The organism is Micrococcus sp. MS-ASIII-49 (assembly GCF_000946635.1).
GTDB lineage: Bacteria > Actinomycetota > Actinomycetes > Actinomycetales > Micrococcaceae > Micrococcus > Micrococcus luteus.
The window spans coordinates 1-21,340 of record NZ_JXSP01000163.1 but is presented as its reverse complement, the minus strand read 5'-3'; the positions used below and the strand labels follow the sequence as shown (position 1 = coordinate 21,340).

General features: G+C 74.1%; 17 protein-coding genes and 1 pseudogene. 7 read left to right on the top strand and 11 right to left on the bottom strand.

Annotated elements, in window-relative coordinates; all coding sequences use genetic code 11:
- Nucleotides 1–144: 144 nt before the first annotated feature.
- Both SJ20_RS10635 and SJ20_RS10630 read right to left on the bottom strand, forming a co-directional pair.
- Entirely contained in the window at nt 145–1,005 is an 861-nt protein-coding gene (locus SJ20_RS10635; protein ID WP_036315755.1) for a ParA family protein, read from the bottom strand.
- 241 nt (nt 1,006–1,246) lie between these two features.
- Nucleotides 1,247–2,608: a cation:dicarboxylate symporter family transporter gene (locus SJ20_RS10630; RefSeq protein WP_044659886.1), complete on the bottom strand. Its 1,362-nt coding sequence runs from the start codon at nt 2,606–2,608 to the stop codon at nt 1,247–1,249.
- Between SJ20_RS10630 and SJ20_RS12375 the strand changes: the two are divergent.
- The 3 genes and pseudogenes from SJ20_RS12375 to SJ20_RS12365 form a co-directional block, all read left to right on the top strand.
- Nucleotides 2,529–3,242: pseudogene (locus SJ20_RS12375) on the top strand (hypothetical protein); the annotation flags it as partial. The gene SJ20_RS10630 and the pseudogene SJ20_RS12375 overlap by 80 nt on opposite strands.
- Before the next feature lie 955 nt (nt 3,243–4,197).
- Nucleotides 4,198–4,419, top strand: coding sequence for an ATP-binding protein (locus tag SJ20_RS12370; RefSeq protein WP_342356216.1), 222 nt, complete (start codon nt 4,198–4,200; stop codon nt 4,417–4,419).
- On the top strand, nt 4,416–5,132 hold the full coding sequence (locus tag SJ20_RS12365) for a response regulator (RefSeq protein WP_036338133.1): 717 nt from the start codon (nt 4,416–4,418) through the stop codon (nt 5,130–5,132). Before SJ20_RS12370 ends, SJ20_RS12365 begins: the two co-directional genes overlap by 4 nt.
- A gap of 6 nt (nt 5,133–5,138) precedes the next feature.
- Here SJ20_RS12365 and SJ20_RS10615 read toward each other — a convergent pair whose 3' ends face one another.
- On the bottom strand, nt 5,139–7,094 hold the full coding sequence (locus SJ20_RS10615) for an AMP-binding protein (protein ID WP_036315720.1): 1,956 nt from the start codon (nt 7,092–7,094) through the stop codon (nt 5,139–5,141).
- A gap of 216 nt (nt 7,095–7,310) precedes the next feature.
- Here SJ20_RS10615 and SJ20_RS10610 point away from each other — a divergent pair, with 216 nt between their 5' ends.
- From SJ20_RS10610 to SJ20_RS10595, 4 genes are read left to right on the top strand one after another with little or no spacing between them, the layout of a single operon-like run.
- Nucleotides 7,311–8,000, top strand: coding sequence for a GntR family transcriptional regulator (locus tag SJ20_RS10610; RefSeq protein ID WP_020628108.1), 690 nt, complete (start codon nt 7,311–7,313; stop codon nt 7,998–8,000).
- Nucleotides 7,997–9,523: an MmgE/PrpD family protein gene (locus SJ20_RS10605; protein ID WP_036315722.1), complete on the top strand. Its 1,527-nt coding sequence runs from the start codon at nt 7,997–7,999 to the stop codon at nt 9,521–9,523. The genes SJ20_RS10610 and SJ20_RS10605 overlap by 4 nt, the downstream gene beginning before the upstream one ends.
- On the top strand, nt 9,523–10,461 hold the full coding sequence (gene prpB, locus SJ20_RS10600; RefSeq protein WP_036315724.1) for a methylisocitrate lyase: 939 nt from the start codon (nt 9,523–9,525) through the stop codon (nt 10,459–10,461). Before SJ20_RS10605 ends, prpB begins: the two co-directional genes overlap by 1 nt.
- 56 nt (nt 10,462–10,517) lie before the next feature.
- Nucleotides 10,518–11,663 carry a bifunctional 2-methylcitrate synthase/citrate synthase gene (locus SJ20_RS10595; protein WP_044659885.1) on the top strand — a complete coding sequence of 382 codons (1,146 nt, stop codon included), beginning with the start codon at nt 10,518–10,520 and terminating at the stop codon, nt 11,661–11,663.
- Nucleotides 11,664–11,908: 245 nt separating this feature from the next.
- Here SJ20_RS10595 and SJ20_RS10590 read toward each other — a convergent pair whose 3' ends face one another.
- From SJ20_RS10590 to SJ20_RS10555, 8 genes are all read right to left on the bottom strand, one after another.
- A complete protein-coding gene (locus SJ20_RS10590; protein ID WP_080695883.1) occupies nt 11,909–13,618 on the bottom strand; it encodes a CTP synthase in 1,710 nt (569 codons plus the stop codon).
- 9 nt (nt 13,619–13,627) lie between these two features.
- Nucleotides 13,628–14,644 carry a site-specific tyrosine recombinase XerD gene (xerD, locus tag SJ20_RS10585; protein ID WP_036315732.1) on the bottom strand — a complete coding sequence of 339 codons (1,017 nt, stop codon included), beginning with the start codon at nt 14,642–14,644 and terminating at the stop codon, nt 13,628–13,630.
- On the bottom strand, nt 14,641–15,348 hold the full coding sequence (locus tag SJ20_RS10580; protein ID WP_044659884.1) for an NUDIX hydrolase: 708 nt from the start codon (nt 15,346–15,348) through the stop codon (nt 14,641–14,643). Before SJ20_RS10580 ends, xerD begins: the two co-directional genes overlap by 4 nt.
- Before the next feature lie 41 nt (nt 15,349–15,389).
- Nucleotides 15,390–17,132, bottom strand: coding sequence for a DNA repair protein RecN (gene recN / locus SJ20_RS10575; RefSeq protein WP_036383274.1), 1,743 nt, complete (start codon nt 17,130–17,132; stop codon nt 15,390–15,392).
- A complete protein-coding gene (locus tag SJ20_RS10570; RefSeq protein WP_036383271.1) occupies nt 17,129–18,217 on the bottom strand; it encodes an NAD kinase in 1,089 nt (362 codons plus the stop codon). Before SJ20_RS10570 ends, recN begins: the two co-directional genes overlap by 4 nt.
- 114 nt (nt 18,218–18,331) lie before the next feature.
- On the bottom strand, nt 18,332–19,174 hold the full coding sequence (locus SJ20_RS10565; RefSeq protein WP_044659883.1) for a TlyA family RNA methyltransferase: 843 nt from the start codon (nt 19,172–19,174) through the stop codon (nt 18,332–18,334).
- A complete protein-coding gene (locus SJ20_RS10560; RefSeq protein WP_049147786.1) occupies nt 19,167–19,997 on the bottom strand; it encodes an HAD-IIA family hydrolase in 831 nt (276 codons plus the stop codon). Before SJ20_RS10560 ends, SJ20_RS10565 begins: the two co-directional genes overlap by 8 nt.
- Nucleotides 19,994–20,896: a hypothetical protein gene (locus SJ20_RS10555; RefSeq protein ID WP_223247459.1), complete on the bottom strand. Its 903-nt coding sequence runs from the start codon at nt 20,894–20,896 to the stop codon at nt 19,994–19,996. The genes SJ20_RS10560 and SJ20_RS10555 overlap by 4 nt, the downstream gene beginning before the upstream one ends.
- Nucleotides 20,897–21,340: the final 444 nt, after the last annotated feature.

Genomic DNA, 21,340 nt, shown 5'->3' with positions numbered 1-21,340 from the left:
CCCGGAGACGGACACGCCCGGCTCCATTCTCGCAGATCAGCGGCGTCGCGTCTCCCGGCCACCGCTCCCCCGCCGCGAGCGCGCAGCGAACCGGCCCGGTCCCGAGACGGGACCGGGCCGGCGTCGTCGGCGCTCAGCGGACGGTCACGGCGCGCCGCCGCGGCAGATCAGCTCGCGGGCGAGCTGCCGGTAGGCCTTGGCACCGTCGTGGTTCTCGGCGAACAGGGTGATGGGCGTGGCCGCCACCGTGGCGTCGGCGAACTTGATGGACCGCTTGATGACGGTCTCGAACACGCGGTCCCCGAAGCCGGCCACCAGCGAGCCCACGACCTCCTTGGAGTGCAGGGTCCGCTGGTCGAACATCGTGGCCAGCACGCCGTCGATCTCCAGGTCCGGGTTGAGCCGGTCCTGCACCTTCTCGATCGTCTCGACGAGCAGGGCGACCGCGCGCAGCGCGAAGAACTCGGCGGTCAGCGGGATGATCACGCCGTGCGAGGCGGTCAGCGCGTTGACGGTCAGCAGGCCCAGCGAGGGCTGGCAGTCGATGAGGACCACGTCGTAGTCGTCGCGGACCTGGCGCAGCGCGCGCTCGAGGACCTGCTCGCGGGCCACCTCGTTGACGAGCTGCACCTCGGCCGCGGACAGGTCGATGTTGGCCGGCAGCAGGTCCATGTTCTCGAAGTCCGTGGACAGGATCGCGTCCTTCGCGGTCACGGACCGTTCCATGAGCACGTTGTACACCGTGGTGTCGAGCTCGTGCGGGTTCGCGCCCAGGCCGGCCGAGAGGGCGCCCTGCGGGTCGAAGTCCACCATGAGCACCCTGCGGCCGTAGCCCGCGAGCGCGGCGCCCAGGTTGATGGTGGAGGTCGTCTTCCCGACGCCGCCCTTCTGGTTCACCATCGAGATGATCCGCGCCGGGCCGTGCGAGGTCAGGGGTGCGGGCTCGGGGAAGTCGTGCTTGGGCCGGCCGGTGGGCCCGAGCACGGGCTCGCCGTGGATGGTCATCACGGGGATCGGTTCTCTCGAGGTCACGGCGGCGCCGGCTCCTTCCACGGTGGTCTGCACGCCCGGCCGCGGGCCGCGGCGCGCCGCGGCCGCCGTCGTCGGCGTGTCCGGATCTTCCCCCACCCTAGTGCCTGGCGTTCCCGGGACGACGGCGGCGCCGGGGACGGGCCGGTGTCCAGGCTCGTCCCCGGCGTCGCCGGTGGTCGACGGTGCGGCGTGCCGCGCGGGCCCGCCGCCTCCGTCAGCGGGCGGGGTTCCGGTCGCCGTCGGCGGCCATGGCGAAGTTCAGGCTGGAGTCGGGGTGACCCTCGTAGGCCTGCTCGGCGATCGTCGGGGACTGCTGCGGGTCGTGCGCGGCGCCGTCGTGGCCGGCCACGGTCGCCTCGTCGAACTGCAGCTCGCCGCTGAGGACGCGCCGGGCACGCTCGCCGTCGAGCTCGCCCACCCAGCGGCCGACGAGGAGCGTGGCCACGGCGTTGCCGGTGAAGTTGGTCAGGGCGCGGGCCTCGGACATGAACTTGTCGATGCCCACGATCACGCCCATGCCGCCGAGCAGCTCGGGTCGGTGCGCCTGCAGGCCGGCGGCGAGCGTGGCCATGCCCGCGCCGGTGACGCCGGCCGCGCCCTTCGAGGCGATGATCATGAAGACCAGCAGGCCGATCTGCTCGCCGAGGTTCATCTCCGCGCCCATCGCGTTGGAGACGAAGAGCGCGGCCATGGTCAGGTAGATGGCGGTGCCGTCCAGGTTGAAGGAGTAGCCGGTGGGCACGGTCACGCCCACGACGGACTTGTCCACGCCGGCGTGCTCCATCTTGGCGATCAGGCGGGGCAGGGCGGTCTCGGAGGAGCTGGTGGCGAAGATGAGCAGGTACTCCCGGCCCAGGTACTTCATGAGGGCCAGGATGCTCAGGCCGGTCACGACCTTCAGGACGGTGCCGAGCACCACCACGATGAAGGCGATGCAGGTCAGGTAGAAGGCGCCCATGAGCAGTGCCATGGCGCCGATCGGGGCGACCCACATCACCATCATGAGGATGCGGAACACGACGCCCTGGATCAGGGTGAGACCGCGCAGCAGCGGGGCGCCGGCCGGGCCCATCTGCTGCAGGGCGAAGCCCACGAGCAGGGCGATGAACAGGGTGGGCAGCACCGGCAGGGAGCCGGGGATGATGTCCAGCAGGAACTGGACGGTGCCGTCCGCCGCGGCCTGGGGCTTGTTCGGGTCGTAGGGCGTCAGCTTGAGGCCCTCGCCGGGGTGGATGAGGTTGCCGACGACGAGGCCGATGGCCAGCGCGAACGTGGACATCGCCATGAAGTAGACCAGGGCGATGCCGCCCACGCGGCCGACGGTCGCGGCCTTGGCGATCGAGCCGACGCCGAGGACGATCGTGCAGAAGATGACCGGGCCGATCATCATCTTGATGAGGGAGACGAAGCCGTCGCCCAGCGGCTTGAGGGACTTGCCGAACTCGGGGAAGAACAGGCCGACGGCGGCGCCCAGCACCACCGAGGCGATCACGGCGATGTACAGCCAGTGGGTGCGGTCCTTCTTCGTCGCCGGGGCCGGCGGGGCCGAGGTCTCGGCCGGTGGGGTGTGCGCCATCGGGCGTTCCGTTCTGTGCGGTGGTGGGGCGCCGCCGAGCGGTCCGCAACGGCGCGGGAGGGATGTGACCACTCTCGCGGCCCCGGGTGGTGTCGGTCACGATTGCGGTCATAGTGGTCACGGCGGCCGACGGACTGCAGGATCGTGGGGGTGGACCGGCGCGTCGCCGGCCCGAGGGAGGAGAGGCATGCGCCACCCGTGGTCGATCGCCCGGCGGATCGCCGTGGTCCACGTGGCGCTCGTGGCGGCCATCGCCCTGTTCAGCGTGTGGAGCGCCTACCTCCAGGCCCGCGAGGTGGCCCAGCGCGTCGAGGAGCGCCACGTCCAGGGCGTCACCACCCTCGTGGCGCGCGACCCCGCGCTCGTCTCGGCCCTGCGGGCCGGCGACGCCCCCGCCTTGCAGGCCGGGATCGACGGCTGGATCGCCGAGGCACAGGTCTCGTGGCTGACCGTGATGGACCCGGACGGGATGCGGTTGGCGAGCTGGCGCCCCGAGCAGGTCGGTGTCCGCTACCCGAAGCCGGTGGACGCCGTCGTCGCCGGGGACACCGTCGTGGAGCTCTCGAGCACCGGTGCGGCGGGCCGTTCGGTGCGCGCGCTCGCACCGGTCGTGGACCCGGAGGACGGCACCGTCCTGGGCGTGGTCACGACGGGCGTGCAGATCTCCGATGTCGCCATCATGGCCCAGGCCCAGATCCCCGGCATCCTGCTCGGCTCGGCCGCCGTGGCCGCCGTCGGCCTGCTCGTCGCCTGGCTCGTGGGCCGGTATCTGAACCGGGTGACGCTCGGACGCGGCCCCGAGCAGATCGCCGAGCAGTTCCTGCTGGCGGAGACGGCCATGGACTCGCTCGAGGCCGGCGTCGTGGTCCTCGCCCCGGACGGGCGGGCCCGCCTGCACAACGACGCCGCCGCGCGCCTGCTCGGCTGGGAGGGCGCGGGCGAGCCTCGACTGCCCACCGAGCTCTCCGCGGCCCTGCCGGGCGCGGTCAGCGGCGAGGCGAGCCTCGCCGCCGGCGGGCGGGTCCTCGTGGTGCAGCAGCGTGTCGTGCGGTCGCCCGGCCGTTCCGACCCCGGCGGGTCGGTCCCGCCGACGGCCCTCGCCGCGGCCGCCCGCGAGGGCGTGACCACCGCCCCGGCGGGATCGCGCGTGCTCGTCCTGCACGACCGCACCGACCTGCAGCGGCTCGGCGACGAGCTCACCGTGGCCCACACCCTGACCACGGCGCTGCGCGCGCAGACGCATGAGCACGCCAACCAGCTGCACACCGCCCTCGCCCTCGTCGAGTCGGGCCGGCTGGAGGCCGCCCGGGCCGTGCTGTCCCGCCGCGCCCCGGACGAGGAGGCCTCCGACGACGTCCTCGCCGCCCTGCTCGACGCGAAGGCCGCCCAGGCGCGTGAGCGGGGCGTGGCGCTGACCTGGTCCGCCGAGCTGACCGCGCCCGCCCCGCTGCGCCCGCTCGACCTGCTGACCGTGCTGGGCAACCTCGTGGACAACGCCCTCGACGCGGCCGCCGCACCCGACCTGTCCGCGGCAGACCGGTGGGTCGACGTCGAGGTGGTCTCGGACGCCGCGGGCCTGCTCGTGCAAGCTGGCCGACGGCGGCCCCGGACCCTCCGACGCGGACCGCGGCCGACTCTTCGACCGGGGCTGGTCGACGAAGCCCGTCGGCGCCGCCGGACGCGGCATGGGGCTGTGGCTGACGCGGCGGATCGCGGAGGAGGCCGGCGGGGTCGCGGACGTCGCGACCGACTCGGGCACCGTGTTCACCGTCGAGGTGCCCCGCGACCCCCGACCCCAGGAGGAGATATGACCGCCCGCCCGTACCGGGTGCTCGTCGTCGAGGACGAGCAGCTGACGGCCGAGACCTACGTGGCGCACCTGGACCGGCTGCCGGGCTTCGAGGTGGCCGCGGTGGCCGGCTCCCTGTTGGCCGCGCGGCAGGTCGCCGCGGCGGGCCTGCACGCGGACGGGCGCTTCCCGTTCGACGTCGTGCTGCTGGACATGAACCTGCCGGACGGGCACGGCCTGGACTTCCTGCACCAACTGCGCGCGGCCGGCTTCCACGGCGGGGTGCTGGCGCTCACCGCGGCCACCGACCTGCCGGTGGTGCGCCGCGCCGTCGCGTACGGCGTGACGCAGTACCTCGTGAAGCCGTTCGGGTTCGACGAGTTCGCGGATCGGCTGGGCGGGTTCCGCGCCGCCTCGGCGATGCTGGCCGGCGACGGCGCCCTCGACGGCCAGGAGCAGGTGGACGCCGTCTTCCGCGTCTCCCGCGAGCGGCGCGCCGAGGCCCTGCCCAAGGGGCTGACCGAGAGCACCCTGCGCGAGGTGGTGGAGCTGCTGGGGGCGGACCCGGAGACCGCCCTGAGCGCGGCCGAGGTGGGCGAGCGCCTGGGCATCTCCCGCGTGACGGCCCGGCGCTACCTCGAGCACCTCGAGCGGATCCGCCGGGTGCGGCGCTCGGCCCGGCACGGCGGCCGTGGCCGGCCCGAGCAGGAGTACCGCTGGGCCGGCCGCACGTGAGGGGGCTCAGCGGGCCGGGCGCAGCACCCCGGCCAGGGCCTCGAGCACGGCGGGGTCCTCAATGGTCGAGGGCACCGCGTACTCCTCGCCGTCGGCCATCTGCCGCATGGTCTTGCGCAGGATCTTGCCCGAGCGGGTCTTGGGCAGCGCGTCCACCACGACGACGTCGCGGAAGTCCGCCACCGGGCCCACCTCGCGGCGCACCGCCTGACGCAGCTCGTCCAGGAGCGCGGCCTCGGCCTCGGAGCCGGCCTCGGGCGTCTCGACGCCGGACTTGAGGACCACGTAGCCCGAGGGCCGCTGGCCCTTGAGCGGGTCCGCGATGCCGATCACGGCACATTCGGCCACCGCCGGGTGGGCGGCCAGGGCGGCCTCGAGGACGCCCGTGGACAGCCGGTGCCCGGAGACGTTGATGACGTCGTCGGTGCGGCCGAGCACGAACACGTAGCCGTCCTCGTCCACGACGCCGGAGTCACCGGTCGCGTAATGGCCGGGGAACGCGCTGAGGTAGGAGTCGATGTAGCGCTGGTCGTCGCCCCACAGGGTGGGCAGGGTGCCCGGGGGCAGCGGCAGCCGCAGGGCGATGTTGCCCTCGGTCCCGGCGGGCACGGGCTCGCCCAGGCCGTCCAGGACCACGAGATCGACGCCCGGCGAGGGCACCGAGGACGAGCCGATCTTCACCGGCAGCTGCTCCAGGCCCACCGGGTTCGCCGCGATGGCCCACCCGGTCTCGGTCTGCCACCAGTGGTCGATCACCGGCATGCCCAGCAGGCCCTCGATCCACCGCTGCGTCTCCGGGTCCAGGCGCTCGCCCGCGGCGAAGAAGTGCCGCAGGGAGGACAGGTCGTGGTCCTTGAGCAGCTCGCCCTCGGGGTCGGCGCGGCGGATCGCGCGCAGCGCCGTGGGGGCCGTGAAGAAGGAGCGCACGCCGTGGTCCTCGATCAGCCGCCAGAACGCGCCGGCGTCGGGCGTGCCCACGGGCTTGCCCTCGTACATGACCGTGGTGGCCCCGGCCAGCAGCGGGCCGTAGACGATGTAGGAGTGCCCCACGACCCAGCCCACGTCCGAGGCCGTGCACATCGCCTGCCCCGGACCGACGTCGTAGATGTGCTCCATGGTCCAGCGCAGGGCGACGGCGTGGCCCCCGTTGTCCCGGACGACGCCCTTCGGCTTGCCCGTGGTGCCCGAGGTGTAGAGCACGTACAGCGGGTCGGTGGCCTGCACCGGGACGCAGTCGGCCGGCTCGGCGGCCGCGACGGCCTCGCCCCAGTCCTCCCAGCTCGCGCCCCCGCGCCCGTCGGCGTCCGCGAGCGCGGTCTCGAAGCCCTCGCGGTGGTGGACCAGCACCGTGCGCACGGGGTGCGCGGCGGTCTCGAGCGCCTCGGCCACGGCGGGCAGGTATTCGACCCGGCGCTTGGGCTCGATGCCGCCGGAGCAGGTGAGCACGACGTCGGGGGCGGCGTCGTCGATGCGGGAGGCGAGCTCGCGCGGGGCGAAGCCGCCGAAGACCACGGAGTGCACCGCGCCGAGCCGCGCGCACGCCAGCATCGCGATGTGGGCCTGCGGGATCATCGGCAGGTACACGAGGACGCGGTCGCCCTTGCCGACGCCGCGCGCGGCCAGGGCGCCGGCCAGGCGGGCCACCGCGTCCGTGAGCTCGGCGTACGTGTAGCGGGTGACCTCACCGGTCATCGCGGAGTCGTGGATCAGCGCGACGGCGTCCCCGCGGCCCGCCTCGACGTGCCGGTCCAGGCAGTTGAAGGCGGTGTTCAGCTCGCCGTCCGGGAACCAGCGGTACAGAGGCGCGGCGGAGTCGTCGAGGGCGCGCGTGGGCGCGACGGTCCAGTCGATGGCGCGCGCCGCGTCGAGCCAGAACCCCTCGGGGTCGCGGAGGGAGCGGGCGTGGGCGTCGGCGTACGCGCCGGAGGGGCGGTCTTCGGCGGGGGCATCGTGGGTCGCCATGCGCCCAGGGTAGTGCCGTGGATCACAGGGGGCAAGGGATCTGTATACATTTCGTGCCCCGTCAGTGAGGCGTGGCGGCACGCGCGAGACCCGCGCCGGGGACGCACCACCCAGCCCCCGCACGCCGGACGACGCTCCCCGTGGACGGCGTCGCCCGGCACGCGCATCGGACACACCCCCTGCCCTCGGCGGGACTGTTGTGTATACACTGGCGGCATGCGAGCGAGTGAGCGGGCGTACCAGGCCCTGAGGGCGGAGATCCTCGACTGGTCCCTCCCTCCGGGCGCGGGCCTGGGCGAGGTGGAGCAGGCCGAGCGCCTGGGCATCTCGCGCACCCCTCTGCGCGAGGCGCTCTCCCGCCTGGTGGCCGACGGCCTGGCCGAGCAGGCCCCGGGCCGGGGCATCGTCGTCGCCGACCTGTCCCTCGAACAGGCGGACCAGCTGTTCGACCTGCGCATCGCCCTCGAGTCCCTCCTGGCGCGCCGGGCCGCGCAGCGGGCCACCCCGGAGGCGGCCGAGCGGTTCACGGTCCTCGCGGGCCGTTTCCAGGAGGCCGAGGCGGCCCTGCGCGGCGGGACCGACCCGGCGGACTACTACGCGATGACGGCCGAGCTGGACAGCCGGCTGGACGAGGCCGCCGCGAACCCCTACCTCGTCTCCACCCTGCGCACCCTGCGCCTGCACCTGGCGCGCCTGCGCCGACTGGCCGCGGACGACCCGGCCCGCCTCGCGGCCTCCGCCGCGGAGCACGCGGACATCGCCGACGCCGTCGGCTCGGGCGCCGCAGACCTCGCGGAGGCGACCACGCGGGTCCACCTGCACCACGCCTTCCACCATCTGACCCGGCGCGGCCGCGCCGAGGAGACCCCGACCCTGCTGACCCCCACCGAAGGAGACCGACCATGAAGAACCATCACGTGCGCGTGCACCGCTCCGAGGAGAACCTCGAGCGCAAGGACCAGCTGGCCTGGAAGCTGGCCGAGGTGGCCGTCGACGACGTCGAGGTGCTGCCCGAGGTCGAGGAGATGATCATCAACCGGATCATCGACAACGCCTCCGTCGCGGTCGCCTCGCTGAAGCGCGGCCCGATCGTCGCCGCCCGCGCCCAGGCCCTGTCCCACCCGGTCTCCACCGGCGGTGCGGGCGCCTCCGTGTTCGGTGTGGAGCAGAAGGTCTCCCCCGAGTGGGCCGCATGGGCCAACGGCGTGGCCGTCCGCGAGCTGGACTACCACGACACGTTCCTGGCCGCCGAGTACTCCCACCCGGGCGACAACATCCCGCCGATCCTCGCCGTCGCCCAGCACACCGGCCGCTCCGGCAAGGACCTGATCCGCGGCATCGCCACCGGCTACGAGATCCAGGTGGACCTCGTGAAGTCCATCAACCTGTACGGCCACAAGATCGACCACGTGGCCCACATCGGCCCCTCCGCCTCCGCCGGCATCGGCACCCTGCTCGGCCTGGACACCGAGACCATCTTCCAGGCCATCGGCCAGGGCTTGCACACCACCACCGCCACCCGCCAGTCCCGCAAGGGCGAGATCTCCACGTGGAAGGCCCACGCCCCGGCGTTCGCCGGCAAGATGGCCGTCGAGGCCGTGGACCGCGCCATGCGCGGCCAGACCTCCCCCGTCCCGATCTACGAGGGCGAGGACGGCGTGATCGCCTGGCTGCTGGACGGCCCGGACGCCTCCTACGAGGTGCCGCTGCCCGAGCAGGGCGAGCCCAAGCGCGGCATCCTGGACACCTACACCAAGGAGCACTCGGCCGAGTACCAGGCCCAGGCCTGGATCGACCTGGCCCGCAAGCTCCACAGGGAGCACCCGGAGGCCACCGACCCGGCGAACGTCGAGTCGGTGCTGATCAAGACCTCGCACCACACCCACTACGTGATCGGCTCGGGCGCCAACGACCCGCAGAAGTACGATCCGACGGCCTCGCGCGAGACCCTCGACCACTCGATCCCCTACATCTTCACCGTGGCCCTGCAGGACGGCTCCTGGCACCACGTGGACTCCTACGCCCCCGAGCGCGCCCAGCGCGAGGACACCGTGGCCCTGTGGCACCGGGTGACCACCGTGGAGGACCCGGAGTGGACCCGCCGCTACCACTCGCTGGACCTCGCGGAGAAGGCGTTCGGCGGAGCGGTGGAGATCACCCTCAAGGACGGCACCGTCATCACCGACGAGATCGCCGTGGCCGACGCCCACCCGCTCGGCGCCCGGCCGTTCGCCCGCGAGCAGTACATCCAGAAGTTCCGCACCCTGGCCGAGGGCATCGTCTCGAAGGAGGAGCAGGACCGCTTCCTGGCCGCCGCCGAGCGCGTGGCCGAGCTGCAGCCCGGCGAGCTGGACCAGCTGAACATCCTGGCGGACCCGGCGTTCCTGTCCGAGGCCGACCTCGCCGCCGCCCCGAAGGGCCTGTTCTGATGCTGTACTCGACGAAGACGGCCGAACAGAAGCGGATCGACCTGCGGCAGACCCTGAAGCAGGGCGGCGCCCAGCAGTTCCCGGGCGCGTTCACCCCGCTGACCGCCAAGCTGATCCAGGAGAAGGGCTTCCCCGGGGTGTACATCTCCGGCGGCGTGCTCGCGAACGAGCTGGGCCTGCCCGACGTCGGGCTGACCACGCTCACCGAGGTGGCCGTGCGCGGCGGGCAGATCGCCCGCCTCACGGACCTGCCGTGCCTCATCGACGCGGACACGGGCTTCGGCGAGCCGATGAACGTGGCCCGCACGGTGCAGGAGTTCGAGAACGCCGGCCTGGCCGGCTGCCACATCGAGGACCAGTTCAACCCCAAGCGGTGCGGCCACCTCGACGGCAAGAACATGGTGGAGCTCGACACCGCGGTCAAGCGCATCGCCGCCGCCGTCCATGCCCGCCGGGACCCGAACTTCCTCATCATGGCGCGCACCGACCTGCGTGCCGTGGAGGGCCTGGACGCCGCGATCGCCCGCATGAAGGCGCTCGTGGAGGCCGGTGCGGACGCGATCTTCCCGGAGGCCCTGAAGGACATCGGCGAGTTCGAGACCGTGTGTCGCGAGCTGGAGCCCCTCGGGGTCCCGGTCCTGGCGAACATGACCGAGTTCGGCAAGTCCGAGCTGTTCACCCGCCGGCAGCTGGCCGACGCCGGCGTCGCGATGGTGATCTACCCGGTCACCCTGCTGCGCTCCGCGATGGGCGCCGCCGAGCGCGTGCTCCACGCCATCAAGGAGGAGGGCACCCAGCAGTCGCAGGTGGAGCAGATGCTCACCCGCGCCCGCCTGTACGAGCTGGTGGACTACGAGGGCTACAACGCCTTCGACACGGGCATCTTCAACTTCGACGTGCCCACGCTCGACATCGGCGCCAACCACGCCGACCTCTGACCCGTCACCGGGCCCGCCCGTGCGCGGGCGGGCCCCACTCCCCGAGGAGGGACACCATGACCGAGACCGAGATCAAGAAGGGCCTGGCCGGCGTCGTCGTGGACACCACGGCGATCTCCAAGGTCAACCCGGAGACGAACTCCCTGCTGTATCGCGGCTATCCCGTGCAGGACCTGGCCGCGCAGCTTTCGTTCGAGGCCGTCGCGCTGCTGCTCTGGACGGGTGAGCTGCCCACGGACGAGGAGCTGACCGCGTTCGAGCGCTTCGAGCGCACCCACCGTGCCCTCGACCCGAAGGTGAAGCAGGCCATCGACCTGCTGCCCACCGACTGCCACCCCATGGACGTCGGCCGCACCGCCGTGTCCGTGCTCGGCGCGAACCACCCGAAGGCGGAGGACTCCTCCCCCGAGGCCGAGCTGGAGAAGGCCCAGGCGCTGTTCGCGGCGTTCCCGGCCGTCGTCGCCTACGACCAGCGCCGTCGCCGCGGCCAGGAGGTGGTGGAGCCGCGTGAGGACCTGGACTACTCGCAGAACTTCCTGTGGATGACGTTCGGCGAGGAGGCCGCCCCGGAGGTCGTGGACGCGTTCCGCGTCTCGATGGTGCTGTACGCCGAGCACTCGTTCAACGCCTCGACCTTCACCGCGCGCGTGATCACCTCGACGCTCTCCGACCTGCACTCGGCCGTGACCGGTGCGATCGGCGCGCTCAAGGGCCCGCTGCACGGCGGCGCCAACGAGGCCGTGATGCACACCTTCGACGAGATCGGCATCCGGAAGGAGGAGTCCCGTGAGGACGCCGCCGCCCGAGCGAAGGCATGGATGGAGGACGCCCTGGCCCAGAAGAAGAAGGTCATGGGCTTCGGCCACCGCGTCTACAAGAACGGCGACTCCCGCGTGCCCACCATGAAGGCCGCACTGGACCGGATGATCGAGCACTACGGCCGCGAGGAGATGCTCGGCCTGTACGACGGTCTGGAGCAGGCCATGGACGAGGCCAAGCAGATCAAGCCGAACCTCGACTACCCCGCCGGCCCGACGTATCACCTCATGGGCTTCGACACCGAGCTGTTCACGCCGATCTTCATCGCCTCACGCATCACCGGCTGGACCGCCCACATCATGGAGCAGCGCGCCGCGAACGCGCTGATCCGCCCGCTCTCGGCCTACGACGGCCCCGAGCAGCGGGAGCTGCCGGCGGGCTGAGCCTCGTGAGGGGCGGTCGGGGCGACTTGTCGGAGGTGTAGACGCAGATCACCTCCGACACGTCGCCCCATTCGCTCGCGGCGCGGTGCCGCGTGCACGACGACGGCGGGTCGCCCCGGGTGGGGCGGCCCGCCGTCGTCGTGTCGTCATCGGTGCGACGCCCTCGCAGAGTGGTCACGACACGCCGCGTGCCGGGCGCGGCGACGGCGTGTCGTGACCACTGTGTCGGGCCGGTCGTCGGCCCCTCAGCGCCGGGCCGCCGCGTCGGCGCGGCGGGCCAGGCCGGCGGCGACGAGGCCGGCGAACAGCGGGTGCGGGCGGGTCGGCCGGGAGGAGAACTCCGGGTGGGCCTGCGTGGACACGTAGTACGGGTGCACGTCCCGGGGCAGCTCCACGAACTCCACGAGGGCGCCGTCCGGGGAGGTGCCGCAGATCGCGAGACCGGCCTCCTCGAGGCGGTCGCGGTAGGCGTTGTTCACCTCGTAGCGGTGGCGGTGGCGCTCGGTCACCTCGGTGGTGCCGTAGGCCTCGGCCACCACGGAGCCCGGGCGCAGGGTCGCGGGGAAGGCGCCCAGGCGCATGGTGCCGCCGAGGTCCCCCTCGCCGGCCACGATCTGCTCCTGCTCGGCCATGGTGGCGATCACGGGCGAGGCGGTCTCCGGGTCGAACTCGGTGGAGTCCGCGTCCTCCAGGCCGAGGACGTTGCGGGCGTACTCGATGACCATGGACTGCAGGCCCAGGCACAGACCCAGCGTCGGGATCCGCTGCTCGCGGGCGTGCCGCAGCGCGCCGAGCTTGCCCTCGAGCCCGCGCACGCCGAAGCCGCCGGGCACACACACGGCGTCGACGTCCGCGAGCGCCACCGCCGCGCCCTCGGGGGTGGCGCACTCGTCCGCGGCCACCCAGCGGATGCCCACCTTGGCCCGGTGGGCGAAGCCACCGGCGCGCAGCGCCTCGGTGACGGACAGGTAGGCGTCCGGCAGGTCCACGTACTTGCCCACGAGCGCCACCGTGAGCTCGTGCTCCGGGTGGTGCACGGCGTCCATGAGGGCATCCCACGCGGTCCAGTCCACGTCCTTGAACTTCAGGTCCAGGGACTGCACCACGTGGGCGTCGAGGCCCTGGTCGTGGATGACGCGGGGGATGTCGTAGATGGAGGGGGCGTCGGCGCAGTTGACGACGGCGTCCTGCGGGACGTCGCACATGCGGGCGATCTTGCCGCGGACATCGTCGGGGACGGCCCGGTCCGAGCGCAGCACGATCGCGTCCGGCTGGATGCCGATCGAGCGCAGGGCGGCCACGGAGTGCTGGGTGGGCTTGGTCTTGAGCTCCTGCGAGGGGCCGATGTACGGCACGAGGGAGACGTGCAGGAAGAAGACGTCGTCGCGGCCGACGTCCTGGCGGACCTGGCGGGCGGCCTCGAGGAAGGGCTGCGACTCGATGTCGCCGACGGTGCCGCCGATCTCCGTGATGATCACGTCCGGGGCGGGGCGGTCGCCGCGGGGCTCCGCGGGCAGGCGCATCCGGCGGCAGATCTCGTCGGTGATGTGCGGGATGACCTGGACGGTGTCCCCGAGGTACTCGCCGCGGCGCTCGCGGGCGATCACGGTGGAGTACACCTGGCCGGTGGTCACGTTGTCCAGGCCGTCGAGGTCCTCGTCGAGGAAGCGCTCGTAGTGGCCGATGTCCAGGTCCGTCTCGGCGCCGTCCTCGGTGACGAACACCTCGCCGTGCTGGAACGGGTTCATGGTGCCCGGGTCCACGTTGAGGTAGGGGTCGAGCTTCTGCATCACCACCCTGAGCCCGCGCGCCTTGAGCAGGTGGCCGAGCGAGGAGGCCGTGAGCCCCTTGCCGAGGGAGGAGGCGACACCGCCGGTCACGAACACGTGACGGGTGACGCGCGTGGACGTCTGAGTACGAGAAGTTCGTTTCACCACGGATTTTGAGCGTATCAGGTGCGGGGCTCAGCGCGCGCGCGGATGCGCGGCGGAGTAGACCTCGCGCAGGGAGTCCACGGTGACGAGGGTGTACACCTGCGTGGTGGTCACGGACGCGTGCCCGAGCAGCTCCTGGACCACGCGGACGTCCGCGCCGCCGGCCAGCAGGTGCGTGGCGAAGCAGTGGCGCAGGGTGTGGGGCGAGACGTCCGCCTCGAGGCCGGCGCGCTCGGCCGCCCGCTTCAGCACGGCCCACGCGGACTGCCGGGAGAGCCGGCCCCCGCGGGCGTTGACGAACAGGGCGGGCGTGGAGCGTGTGACTCCCGTCATGATCGTGGGCCGTCCCCGCACCAGCCATGCGTCGAGCGCGGCGGCCGCGTAGGAGCCGATCGGCACCACGCGCTCCTTGGACCCCTTGCCGAACAGGCGGACCACGGGCTGGCCGCCGTCGTCCCCGGTCTGCGCGAGCCCCACCACGTCGTCGACGTCGAGGCCGACCACCTCGGAGATGCGGGCGCCGGTGCCGTAGAGGAACTCGAGCAGCGCGCGGTCCCGCAGTCCGGCGGGGGTGTCGACGGGCACGGCCTCCAGCAGCGCCGTCACCTGCTCCACGGGGAGCGCCTTCGGCAGGCGGTCGCCCGGCTTCGGCGGGTGGACGTCGCGGGCGGGGTCGGCGGGCGTGAGTCCCTCGAGGGCCCAGAACCGGTGCAGGCCGCGCACGGCCGCGAGCACGCGGGCCGCCGAGCGGACCGCGAGGGGCCGCCCGCCGTCCTCGCCGGTGCCCAGCGCCCGCAGGAAGCCGGAGACGTGGCCGGGGTCGACGTCGGCGGGGGCGCGCACCCCGTGGGCTTCGAGCCAGCGGCGGTAGCGCTCGAGGTCGCGGCGGTAGGCGGCCAGCGTGTTCGCGGCGAGGCCCCGCTCGACGGCCAGGTGCTCCAGGTGGCGGCGGAACGGGGCCGCGAGCGCGGACTCCGCGCCCCGGCCCCCACGGCTCCCACGGGCCTCGGCCTCGCCGCTCCCCCGGGCGGCCGGGTCGGTGCTCACGCGGGCCAGTCCGCCCCGGGGCCGTGGCGGTCCGGGACGAAGGGGGCGTCCACGGGGCGCAGGCGCCGCCACCCCTGGGCGCGGTGGGCGCACAGGGCGAGGATCGCCACGACCGTGGAGGGGTTGTGCACGCGCCCATCCAGGACGGCGTCGGTCACCTCGTCGACGCCGACCCACACGAGCGGCATGGCGGCCTCCTCGTCCTGCCGGGTGTGCCGCTCGCCGTCGGGGATCTCTTCGATCTGACGGGCCAGGAACACGCGGATCGCCTCGCTGGAGCCGCCCGGGGTCGTGTAGTAGTCGACGAGGGTGTGCCACTCGCGGGCGCGCAGGTCGGCCTCCTCGGCCAGCTCACGGACGGCGACCTGGTGGAGGTCCTCCCCGTCCACGTCCCGCAGGCCCGCCGGGATCTCCCACAGCTCCATGCCCACGGGGTGGCGGTACTGGCGGACGAGGGCCACCTGCTCGCGGGGGCCGGTGGTGGTGAGCTTGGTGCGGACCGCGAGGATCGCCACGGCGCCCGGGTGCACCATCAGCTCCCGGGTCAGGGGATCCTGGGACTTGTCCGCCGGGTCCAGGCGGAACGACTCCCGGGCGATGTCCCACACTCGGCCTTCGTAGACGGTCTTCGACTTCTTCACCGGGCGGGGGACGTGCAGGTCGCGCAGGGGCGAGCGTCCCGCGGACGCGGGGATCTCAGGCATGGGGCGATCCTTTCATGTCGGGGCGGCGTCCGCGGACCGGGTCAGCCGCGTTCGCGGGCGGAGGACTCGAGCAGCTCCCGGGCGTGCTCGCGGGCCGCCGCGGAGTCCCCGTGCCCGGCGAGCATGCGGGCGAGCTCCTCGACCCGTTCGTCGGCCGTCAGCGTCACGACGTCGGAGGTGGTCACACCCGCGGCCGGGTCCGAGTTCTTCTCCACCCGCACGTGCCGGTCCGCGTAGGCGGCGACCTGGGGCAGGTGCGTCACGGCGATGACCTGCACGTGGCGGGCGAGCCGGGCCAGGCGGGCCCCGATCCGCACGGCGGCCTCACCGCCCACGCCGGCGTCGACCTCGTCGAACACGAAGGTGGGCACCGGGTCCGTGGCGGCCAGGACCACCTCGAGGGCGAGCATCACGCGGGAGAGCTCGCCGCCGGAGGCGCCGCGGCCCAGGGGCCGGGGCTCGACACCCGCGTGGGGGCGCAGGGCGAGCGTGACGTCCTCAGCGCCGTACGGGCCGAGACCGTCCCCGGCGACCGGCGTCAGTCCCACGTGGAACGAGGCGTCCGGCATGAACAGGGCGTGCAGCTCCTCGGTCACCGCGGTCTCGAGCCGCTCGGCGGCCGCGGTGCGCAGGGCGGTGAGGGTCGCGGCCCGTTCGCGCAGCGCGGCGTCGAGCCGGTCGACCTCCGCCTCGAGCTCCTCGAGGCGGCCGGAGTCGCCCTGCAGCTCGTCCAGGCGCGGACGCTGGGTCCGGGCCCAGTCGATCACGTCGGCGAGCTCCGGCCCGTAGAGCCGCTGCAGTCGTGTGAGCTCGGCCAGCCGCGACTGGGCCGCGTCGAGGTCGGAGGCCGCGTCGGCGTCCAGGTCAGCGGTGTAGCGGGCCAGGTCGCCGGCGATGTCCGTGAGCACGACGGCGGCCTCGGCCAGGCGCGCGGCCGCGGCGGCGAGCTCGGGGTCGTCGCCGGGGGCGGCGAGCACGGCCTGCTGCGCCGCCTCCACGAGGCTGACGGCGCCGGGGGTCTCGTCCATCGTGTCCACGTCGGGGCCGGCCAGTCGGGCGTGTGCCTCCCCGGAGGCGGCGCGCAGCTCCTCGACGTCCTCGAGCCGGCGGATGAGAGCCCGCAGCTCCTCGTCCTCGCCCTCCTGCGGCTCGGCGAGGTCGATCTCCTCGAGCGAGCGCTGGAGCGCCTCGGCTTCGCGGGCCCGCTCTTGGCGGTGGGCGGTGAGCTCCTCGCGCTCCCGACGCGCGGCGGTCCAGGCGGCGTGGTCCGCGCGGTAGGCGCGCAGGGCCGCGGCGAGCTCGGCGCCGCCGAACGCATCGAGGGCGTGCCGCTGGGCGTCGGCGCCCTGGAGGCGGACCTGGTCGTTCTGGCCGTGCACGGCCACGAGGGTCGCCCCGATCTCGGCGAGCAGGCCGACGGGCACGGTCCGCCCGCCGGCGGCGGCGCGCGAGCGGGTCCCCTCCCCGGACGCCGTGACGCTGCGGCTCAGGACGAGCTCCCGGACGCCCTCGTCGGCCTCGTCCAGCACGGCCCCGGCGTCCTCGGCGAGGGCGAGCGCGGCGTGCGCCTCGGGCAGGCGGACGCCGGCGTCCACGACGGCACGGGACGAGCCCCGGCGGACCGCGCCCGCGTCGGCGCGAGCGCCGAGCAGCAGGCCCAGGGCGGTGACCACCATGGTCTTGCCGGCGCCGGTCTCGCCGGTGACGACGGTGAAGCCGGGGTCCAGGTCCACGGTGGCCTCGCCGATCACGCCGAGCCCCGAGATCCTCAGATGGTCGATCATGCGTCCTCCCCGGGGTGACGCGCCCCGCGGTCGCGGTGGCGCTGGATGTCCGCGGGCGAGAGCACCGACAGCGGCATGGTGGCCGGTTCGACGACGTCGGGACGCGGCCCCGCGTGCCGCGGCTCGACGGTCTCCACCGCGTGGAGCACGCCCGCCCGCTCCTGGGCGGTGACGGGGCCGCGCCAGCCGTCCGTGGGCAGCCGGAACTTGCGCACGAGCCGTTCCGCGAAGGGCGTCGGGTTGAGACGGGCCAGGCGCACCGGCTCCGCCGACCGGGACACCTCGATCCGGGCCTGCGGCGGCAGTTCGACGGTGCGCCGGCCGTCACACCACAGCACACCGGTCTCGCGGGTGCGGGTGAGCACGTCCACGCCGATCGTGGAGCGCGGACCCACCACGAGGGGGCGGGTGAACAGGGCGTGGGCGCTGATGGGCACGCACAGCAGGGCCTCCACGGAGGGCCACACGACGGGGCCCCCGCCGGAGAAGGCGTAGGCGGTGGAGCCGGTGGGGGTGGCCAGGACGACGCCGTCGCAGCCGAAGGCCGTCAGCGGCGAGTTGTCCACGGAGACGACCACCTCGAGCATCCGCTCCCGGTGGGACTTCTCCACGGAGGCCTCGTTGAGGGCCCACGTGCGGGCCACCTCGCGGCCCTCCACGAGCACGACGACGTCCAGGGCCATGCGCTCGATCACTACGTAGGACTCCGAGGCGATCGCCTGGACGGTGCGGTGCAGGTCGGTGCGCTCGGACTCGGCGAGGAAGCCGACGTGGCCCAGGTTCACCGCCAGCAGTGGCACGTTGTGGCCGCGGACGAAGTCGGCCGCCCGCAGCACCGAGCCGTCGCCGCCGAGGACGAGGCCGAGGGTGATGTCCTCGAGCTCGCAGTCGACCCCGAGGGCCTCCGGCGCGAACTCCGGGGGGTCCCCCGCGGCCGCGCGGATGGCGGCCACGTCCTGTTCGAGCATGACGCTGACCAGGCCCTCCTCCGCGAACATGCGGGTGGCCTGCAGCGCCGCGCTGATGGCGTCCTCGCGGCCCGTGTGGGTCAGGACGAGGACACGACGTCCGGGGGTGTAGGGCATGGTTCCTTCCGCGAGCCGGGGTGCCGGGCACTGCGCTCCAGGATAGCCACGAGATCGGACACGCGAACCGGTGGCCCCGCGCCCGTGGACGGGCGGCGCCCCCCCGGACGCGGGTCAGGACCAGTCGATGTGGGCGCCCCGGACCCACCCGGCGGCGCGCTCGTCGGCGGGCGTGGCCGGGCTCGTCCTGCCGGCCGGGTCGTCGGCCGCGGTGGCGTCGGGGCGGTGGAGCCGCAGGAAGAACTCGGCGTTCCCGTCCTGGCCGGCCAGGCCGGATCGGGTGAGGCCGCGGGGGGCGAGGCCGGCGCCCAGCGCGGCCGCGGCCACCCCGGCGACGGCGTCGCGGCGGGCGTCCGGATCGGTGACGACGCCGGAGCGCGGCAGGGCGCGCCGCCCGACCTCGAACTGGGGCTTGACCATGAGCAGCAGCTCCGCGCCGGGTCGGCACACGCCCGCGAGCGGGGCGAGGACGAGGCGCAGCGAGATGAAGGACAGGTCGGAGACCACCAGGTCCACCGGACCGTCGATGTCCTCGGCCCTGAGGTCGCGGACGTTGAGCCCCTCGCGCACGAGGACGCGGGGGTCGGCCCGGACGGGCGGGGCCAGCTGGTCGTGGCCCACGTCGACGGCGGCCACCCGTTCGGCGCCCCGCTCGAGGAGGACCTGGGTGAATCCGCCGGTGGAGGCCCCGGCGTCGAGCGCCCGGCGGCCGGCCACGGCGACGTCCGGGAATGCCTCGAGCGCGCTGACGAGCTTGTGGGCCGCACGGGAGACGTACCGCGGGCCCGGGTCGCGCAGGCGCAGCGTGGCGTCGGCGGCCACGCGGTCGGAGGGCCGGCGCACCGGGCGGCCGTCGAGGAGGACCTGCCCCGCGCGGATGAGCGCCGCGCCCTCCGTGCGGGAGCGGGCCAGGCCCCGGGCGGCCAGGGCGACGTCGGCGCGTGCGGTCTCAGCCACGCCGTGGGTCCGCGAAGGCCTCGGCCCCGCCGGCGAGCAGAGCGGGCAGGTGCGCACGGACCCACGTGGGCCGGTCCGGCCCGGGGGCGGCGGCCGCGGTCTCGCGCGTGTCGATGCCGGTCAGGACGAGCACCGTGTCGAACCCCGCCGCGTTGCCGCCGCGGATGTCCGTGTCCAGGCGGTCGCCGACCACGAGGGGACGGGCCAGGCCGAGGGCCTCGGCCGCCGTCCGGAACAGTCGTGGCTCGGGCTTGCCCGCCGCGACGGGCGCGGTGCCGGTGGCCCGGCCCACCGCCTCGACGAGGGCCCCGTTGCCGGGGGCGATCCCCTCCGCGCGCGGGATCGAGGTGTCCAGGTTGGTGGCGACCCAGGTGGCCCCGGCGCGCACGGCGTACGCCGCCTCCGCCAGATCGGCCCAGCCGAGACCGGGGTCGAAGCCCTGGATCACCGCGTCGGGACGCTGCGCCGCGGACGCGACCACCTCGTAGCCCCGCTCCTCGACCACGGCGCGCAGGTACGCCGAGCCGACCACGAGCACCCGGCCGGTGCGGCGGCCGAGCGTCTCCTCGAGCAGGTCGACGCCCGCCGGTGCGGAGCCGAAGACCTGCCCCGCCTGCGCGGGCACCCCGAGCGTGCGGAGATGCTCGGCCACAGACTCCGGCGCGCGGGAGGCGTTGTTCGTCACGAACCCGACCGGCACGCCCCGTTCCTGCAGCGTCGACAGCGTCTCGACCGCCCCGGCGATCGCGCCGCCTCCGGCGTAGACGACGCCGTCCAGGTCGCACAGCAGCCCGTCGTGACCGGCGAAGAACGTGGCGCTCACCGCTCGTCCGCCTCCGGGGCCTCGAGGGCGTCGAACAGCGACAGCTGGTTCGGGTCGACCTCGTCCGGCGCGTCGACGGCGGCCGGCGGCTCTGCGGCGGCCTCCGGCCGGGGCGCCTCGGTCGGCTCCGTGGCGGCCTCCGGCTCCTCGGCCGGGGATCCGTCCGCCGTCGGCTCCGCACCGGCCTCGGCCGCATACCGCTCGTGGCGCCGTTCGCGGGGGGACGGGCGGCGGTCCCGGGGGTCCTCGACCGGCTCGGTGTCCACGTCGATGATCTCCGGGTCCGCGAACCCGCCCACGCCGAGGGCCTTCTCCGCGACGCGCACGGCACGCGCCCAGAGCCGAGCCTCGTCGCGGCGCCCCAGGGCGAGCAGCACGTCGGCCTGACGCTGGAACAGCCGGGGAGAGAAGGGGTAGCCGCGCCGCCGGTCCAGTTCCGGGATCTGCAGGGCCTCATGGGCACCCTGAAGGTCGCCGGCGTCCTCGCGGATGCCGGAGACGACCATGGCCAGCTCGGCCCGCGCCGCCCGGTCCAGACGCGAGGCATCCACCTCGGCGGCCAGCTGCAGGGCCTTCTCCGTGCGGCCGAGGGCACGCTCGCTGTCCACCTGCGCGGCGATGTGGGTGTCGTCGCCCGTCATGCGCCGGTAGGTGCGGAACTCGCGCAGCGCGTCGGCGTACTCCCCCGCCGCGTAGGCGGTGAGCGCGACTGCCTCGCGCACGCGTGAGAGGCGGCCGCCCTTGCGGGACGCGGCGAGGGCGTGCTGGAACGCCAGCGCCGGGTCGACGTCCAGGTAGCGGCCGGCCATCACGAGATGCTTGGCGACCCAGCTGGCAGGACGCTCGTCAAGGCCGTTGATCTCCTTGAGCGTGCCGCGGTCGAGCTCCTGGCCCGTCACGTCCGGGTCGATGTCCGGAGAGCGCTCCTGGTCCGCACGATTCGCCGCTCGGAGGTCACCGGGATTGTGCGCGGGTCGTTCGGCGCGGTCCTCGCGACGAGGGCCCGTCGGCGCACCGCGGCGCTCGGGGCGTCCGCCCCCCTGGCCCGGGCCGCGCCGCCGGTCCTCGTGAGGCCCGCCGGAGCGGCGCCGGTCACCGGCACCGCTGCGAGGACGTCCGTCGCGGTCACCGCCACGACGCCGGCCATCACCGCCACCACGGGGCCCGCGGCCCTCGGATCCGCGGTCCTCGCGGCGCTCTCGGGGGGTGTCCTCAGCCATGGTGTCCTTCCTGGGCGTCACGCCGCGACGGTCCGCGGGAACGCGGTCTCTGTTCCTCATGTGCCGGCCTCGCGGCCGGGTCCTCAGGGGACCAGGCTAGTTGTTGTGGGTCATGAGGTTCTT

Bases quoted from the DNA above. Each gene is read 5' to 3' on its own strand.
- SJ20_RS10635 (WP_036315755.1), bottom strand. From the start codon at position 1,005: ATGACCATCCACGGCGAGCCCGTGCTCGGGCCCACCGGCCGGCCCAAG.
- SJ20_RS10630 (WP_044659886.1), bottom strand. From the start codon at position 2,608: ATGGCGCACACCCCACCGGCCGAGACCTCGGCCCCGCCGGCCCCGGCG.
- SJ20_RS12365 (WP_036338133.1), top strand. From the start codon at position 4,416: ATGACCGCCCGCCCGTACCGGGTGCTCGTCGTCGAGGACGAGCAGCTG.
- SJ20_RS10615 (WP_036315720.1), bottom strand. From the start codon at position 7,094: ATGGCGACCCACGATGCCCCCGCCGAAGACCGCCCCTCCGGCGCGTAC.
- SJ20_RS10610 (WP_020628108.1), top strand. From the start codon at position 7,311: ATGCGAGCGAGTGAGCGGGCGTACCAGGCCCTGAGGGCGGAGATCCTC.
- SJ20_RS10605 (WP_036315722.1), top strand. From the start codon at position 7,997: ATGAAGAACCATCACGTGCGCGTGCACCGCTCCGAGGAGAACCTCGAG.
- prpB (WP_036315724.1), top strand. From the start codon at position 9,523: ATGCTGTACTCGACGAAGACGGCCGAACAGAAGCGGATCGACCTGCGG.
- SJ20_RS10595 (WP_044659885.1), top strand. From the start codon at position 10,518: ATGACCGAGACCGAGATCAAGAAGGGCCTGGCCGGCGTCGTCGTGGAC.
- SJ20_RS10580 (WP_044659884.1), bottom strand. From the start codon at position 15,348: ATGCCTGAGATCCCCGCGTCCGCGGGACGCTCGCCCCTGCGCGACCTG.
- recN (WP_036383274.1), bottom strand. From the start codon at position 17,132: ATGATCGACCATCTGAGGATCTCGGGGCTCGGCGTGATCGGCGAGGCC.
- SJ20_RS10570 (WP_036383271.1), bottom strand. From the start codon at position 18,217: ATGCCCTACACCCCCGGACGTCGTGTCCTCGTCCTGACCCACACGGGC.